Origin of the sequence: Burkholderia sp. B10 (genome assembly GCF_004368385.1) — a bacterium.
Lineage (GTDB): Bacteria > Pseudomonadota > Gammaproteobacteria > Burkholderiales > Burkholderiaceae > Burkholderia > Burkholderia vietnamiensis.
On the sequence record NZ_PQMX01000152.1, the window covers coordinates 1 to 3421 of the forward strand.

A 3421-nucleotide genomic window follows, 5' to 3' on the forward strand; every position below is an offset into this window, starting at 1 on the left:
GCACACCCCCGCCCGGCGCACCTCCCGCGCACACGCCTCGACACCACCGCGTCCGCGCCCGAAAATGCGACTGGCGTCACCATGGCGTTACGTTACATCGGTGAAGCATTTCATCGGTCCGGACGAGTTTTCCGTGCCGCACGCCACCATACACGACCGTCCGCCGGACGCCGCGACATCCCGCGCGAGCCAGTCCCGACGCGCCACAGCAGCCATCGCGGCGCGCCGCGCGCGACCGGCCGGGCAAGTGGATCGCGTTGCTGGTACGGAACCTGCATTCGTTGCAGCAACAGCCGCGCCGCCGAGCGGCGCATATACGAACCCGGTTCAGGCCAAGCCCGAACGATCCACGCCAGTTGCGAGGCATTTCATGGATACGCTGCCCAACTCGTCCGATACGTCGTTCCAGATCTTTCTCGCGAAGCTGCTCGAACAGCCGCAGCCTGAATGGACCGAAAAGCAGCAGATGGAACTCGAGATGGCCCGCTCGCTGTCGACCGAGATGGTGCGCTACGCCGAGGACATGCGCGGCCGCGCCGACCTCGCGCGCTGCCTCGTGCTGCTGCGCTACGCGAAAGTCCTCGACTTCATGCTGACGTCGCTCGCCGCGCACCGCGACATTCACCCGCAAACGCTGCGCACGCTGTTCCGCCTCGCCAACCTCAAAGTCGACGATGCGTATCCGGTGTGAGCGGTGTGAGCGCACCCGAGCGACGCACCGTCGGCGCCATTAGTGCGCCGCCCGCCATCCCCTTCCGGTAACGCCGCGCTCAACATCGCGCGGCGATCTGCTACACCGCCAGCGGCTGCACCACCCGCGCGGCCCGCGACCATCGTCGCCAGCGGCCCATTCCACACCCGATCCGGCGCCGCCACCGGTGCGCCAGCGCGCGTGAACGCATCGCATACAGCCGCGCAGATTTGCTTACGTCGCAGGTAATCGACGCGCGTCGCGCGCGTGCCGATCATGGCGTCATCGATCAACGCATCGCATCGACGCCAAGGAGCCCGACATGACCGCCTACGCCATCGCCCACCTGCACGACGTTCAAATCTGCGACGACATCGTCGAATACCTCGAACGCATCGACGGCACGCTTGCGCCGTTCGACGGCCACTTCGCGATCCATGGCGCACGGCCCGACGTGCGCGAAGGCGAGTGGCACGGCGATCTGATCGCGATCGCGTTTCCCGATCTCGCCGCCGCGCGCGCGTGGTACGACTCCGACGCTTACCGGCAGATCCAGCCGCTGCGCACGCGGCACGCGAGCGGCCCGCTGATCCTGATCGACGGCGTGGATGCGTCGCACAAGGCGACGGACATCCTGCGCTGAACCCGCCGCCGCCGCGGCGTCTAGTTCGCGCCGCGCTCCAGCGGCTCGCCGACGACGAAGCCGCCGCCCTGGTAACGCTGCGCCGGATCGTCGTATTCGGCGCTCGGCGCGGTCACCGGAAACAGCCCGGCGAACTGCGCGGAGCTGTCCTGCGGACGGAACCCGAGGAAGCCGGCCTTCGTGTTGTCCCACCACTTCACCGGGTTGTCCGACACGCCGTACACGATCGCATGCCCGACGCGGTTCGTCAGCAGCGCGCATCGCACCAGCTCGATGAAGTCGCGATAGCTGAGGAAGGTCACCAGCATGCGCGGGTTCTTCGGAACCTCGAACGACGAGCCGATCCGCAGGCACACGGTCTCGATCCCGAAGCGGTCGAAGTAGTACCGCGACAGCGCTTCGCCGAAGCACTTCGTCACGCCATAGAGGCTGTCCGGACGCAGCGGCGCGTCGACGTCGAGCACTTCCGTGACCGGATGAAAACCGATCGCATGGTTCGAGCTCGCGAACACGACGCGCTTCACGCCGTGCTTGCGCGCGGCTTCGTACAGGTTGTACGTGCCGGTGATGTTCGCATCGACGAGATCGTCGAACGGCGCATCGACCGAAATTCCGCCGAGGTGGACGATCGCGTCGACGCCGTCGACGAGGTCCATCACCGCCGGCCGATCGGACAGGTCGACGACCCGGGTTTCCTCGTGCTGCGCCGCGTCGCCGAGCGCGGCGACGTCGCTCACGCGCACGATGTCGGCCCAGTTCGCGAGCGCGCCGCGCAGCTGGCGACCGAGATTGCCGGCCGCGCCGGTCAGCAGCAGGCGCGCAAACGGCTTGCGGGCGCCGGTGGAAGTGGCGTTCATCGAGTCTCCTTGGATCTGTGCTGAAGGTATGCGGATGCGCCCGACCTCCAATCGCTTGCAACGATTTGGCCGGAAAACGTTTTCCAACTATACGCGGCGGCGAAGGCGAACGTCAACGGTCGGCCACCCTCTCGGCCATCCGCACTTTCCCGATGTCGGCCGATGGCCGGCCGCCTCGGTTTTCTGCCACAATCGCGGACAACGGAACGTAAACGTTACCCTTGCGATGAAAAAAGTTTCCCCGACGATCCGCGACGTGGCGGCCCAGGCCGGCGTGTCGGTTGCGACGGTCTCCAAGTTCGTGAACGGCACGCAGCGCTTCTCACCGACGGTCGAAGCGCGGCTCAAGGAGGCGATCGAGCGCCTCGGCTATCGTTCGAATCCGCTCGCGCGCTCGATGATCACCGGGCGCACACGCACGATCGGCCTCGTGATCCTCGACATCAGCAACCCGTATTTCACGAGCGTCGTCAAAGGCGCGAACCGCGTCGCGCTCCAGCACGACTACACGCTGCTGCTCGTCGATACCGAAGAAAGCCAGGCGCGCGAACGCTCGCTGGTCGAGGCGCTCGCGCAGCGCGTGGACGGCTTGATCGTCAGCACGCGGATGCCCGACGACGAAGCGGGCTGGATGCTCGATCTGCACAAGCCGCTCGTACTGCTGCGACGCAGCCCCGGCCTGCCGATCCCGAGCGTCGGCATCGACAACCGGCTCGCCACCTACATGCTCGCGCGCCATCTGCTCAACCTGGGCCACACGCGCATCGCGTATCTCGGCTTCGGCACCGCGCGCGTGAACGACGAACGGATCCAGGGGGCGCGCGACTGTCTCGCGGAAGCGGGGCTCACGCTCGACGTGCACGACGCGCATGCGCCAACCGCCGAAGCCGGCGAGCGCGCCTGCTCGCGCGTGATGCTCGGGCCGCAGCGCCCGCAGGCGGTGATCTGCTACAACGACCTGATCGCGCTCGGCTTCATGAAGGAAGCCGCGTCGCTCGGCTTCCGGTTGCCGCAGGACGTTTCCGTCGCCGGCATCGACAATGTGCCGTACGGTCAATACGCGGCGCCCGCGCTGACCACCATCGACATCCAGAGCGAAAACATGGGCGAGCTCGCGATGCAGAAGCTGATCGACGCGCTCGCCGGACGCACCGACGCGAGCTATTCGACGTTCGAGCCGCGGTTGATCATGCGGGCATCGACGGCGGCGGTGGGGTGAGTGGCGGGCGG

General features: G+C 67.1%; 4 protein-coding genes. 3 read left to right on the top strand and 1 reads right to left on the bottom strand.

Annotated elements, in window-relative coordinates; all coding sequences use genetic code 11:
* Nucleotides 1-370 precede the first annotated feature (370 nt).
* Together C3Y15_RS31215 and C3Y15_RS31220 are read left to right on the top strand one after the other, a co-directional pair.
* Complete coding sequence (locus C3Y15_RS31215; RefSeq protein WP_011881331.1) at nucleotides 371-691, top strand: DNA-binding protein; 321 nt, start codon at nucleotides 371-373, stop codon at nucleotides 689-691.
* Between the two features lie 322 nt (nucleotides 692-1013).
* Nucleotides 1014-1334: a DUF1330 domain-containing protein gene (locus tag C3Y15_RS31220; RefSeq protein ID WP_045578281.1), complete on the top strand. Its 321-nt coding sequence runs from the start codon at nucleotides 1014-1016 to the stop codon at nucleotides 1332-1334.
* A 20-nt stretch (nucleotides 1335-1354) separates the two neighbouring features.
* Here the strand turns inward: C3Y15_RS31220 and C3Y15_RS31225 are convergent, their stop codons facing one another.
* Nucleotides 1355-2191, bottom strand: a complete 837-nt coding sequence (locus C3Y15_RS31225) for an NAD(P)-dependent oxidoreductase (RefSeq protein ID WP_011881329.1) — start codon at nucleotides 2189-2191, stop codon at nucleotides 1355-1357.
* Between the two features lie 226 nt (nucleotides 2192-2417).
* On the opposite strand from C3Y15_RS31225, the gene C3Y15_RS31230 reads away from it, so the two are divergent.
* Nucleotides 2418-3410, top strand: a complete 993-nt coding sequence (locus C3Y15_RS31230) for a LacI family DNA-binding transcriptional regulator (protein ID WP_011881328.1) — start codon at nucleotides 2418-2420, stop codon at nucleotides 3408-3410.
* Nucleotides 3411-3421: the final 11 nt, after the last annotated feature.

What these genes read in the sequence shown, in the direction of transcription:
- C3Y15_RS31225 (WP_011881329.1), bottom strand. Translation starts at nt 2,191, where the DNA reads ATGAACGCCACTTCCACCGGCGCCCGCAAGCCGTTTGCGCGCCTGCTG.
- C3Y15_RS31220 (WP_045578281.1), top strand. Translation starts at nt 1,014, where the DNA reads ATGACCGCCTACGCCATCGCCCACCTGCACGACGTTCAAATCTGCGAC.
- C3Y15_RS31215 (WP_011881331.1), top strand. Translation starts at nt 371, where the DNA reads ATGGATACGCTGCCCAACTCGTCCGATACGTCGTTCCAGATCTTTCTC.
- C3Y15_RS31230 (WP_011881328.1), top strand. Translation starts at nt 2,418, where the DNA reads ATGAAAAAAGTTTCCCCGACGATCCGCGACGTGGCGGCCCAGGCCGGC.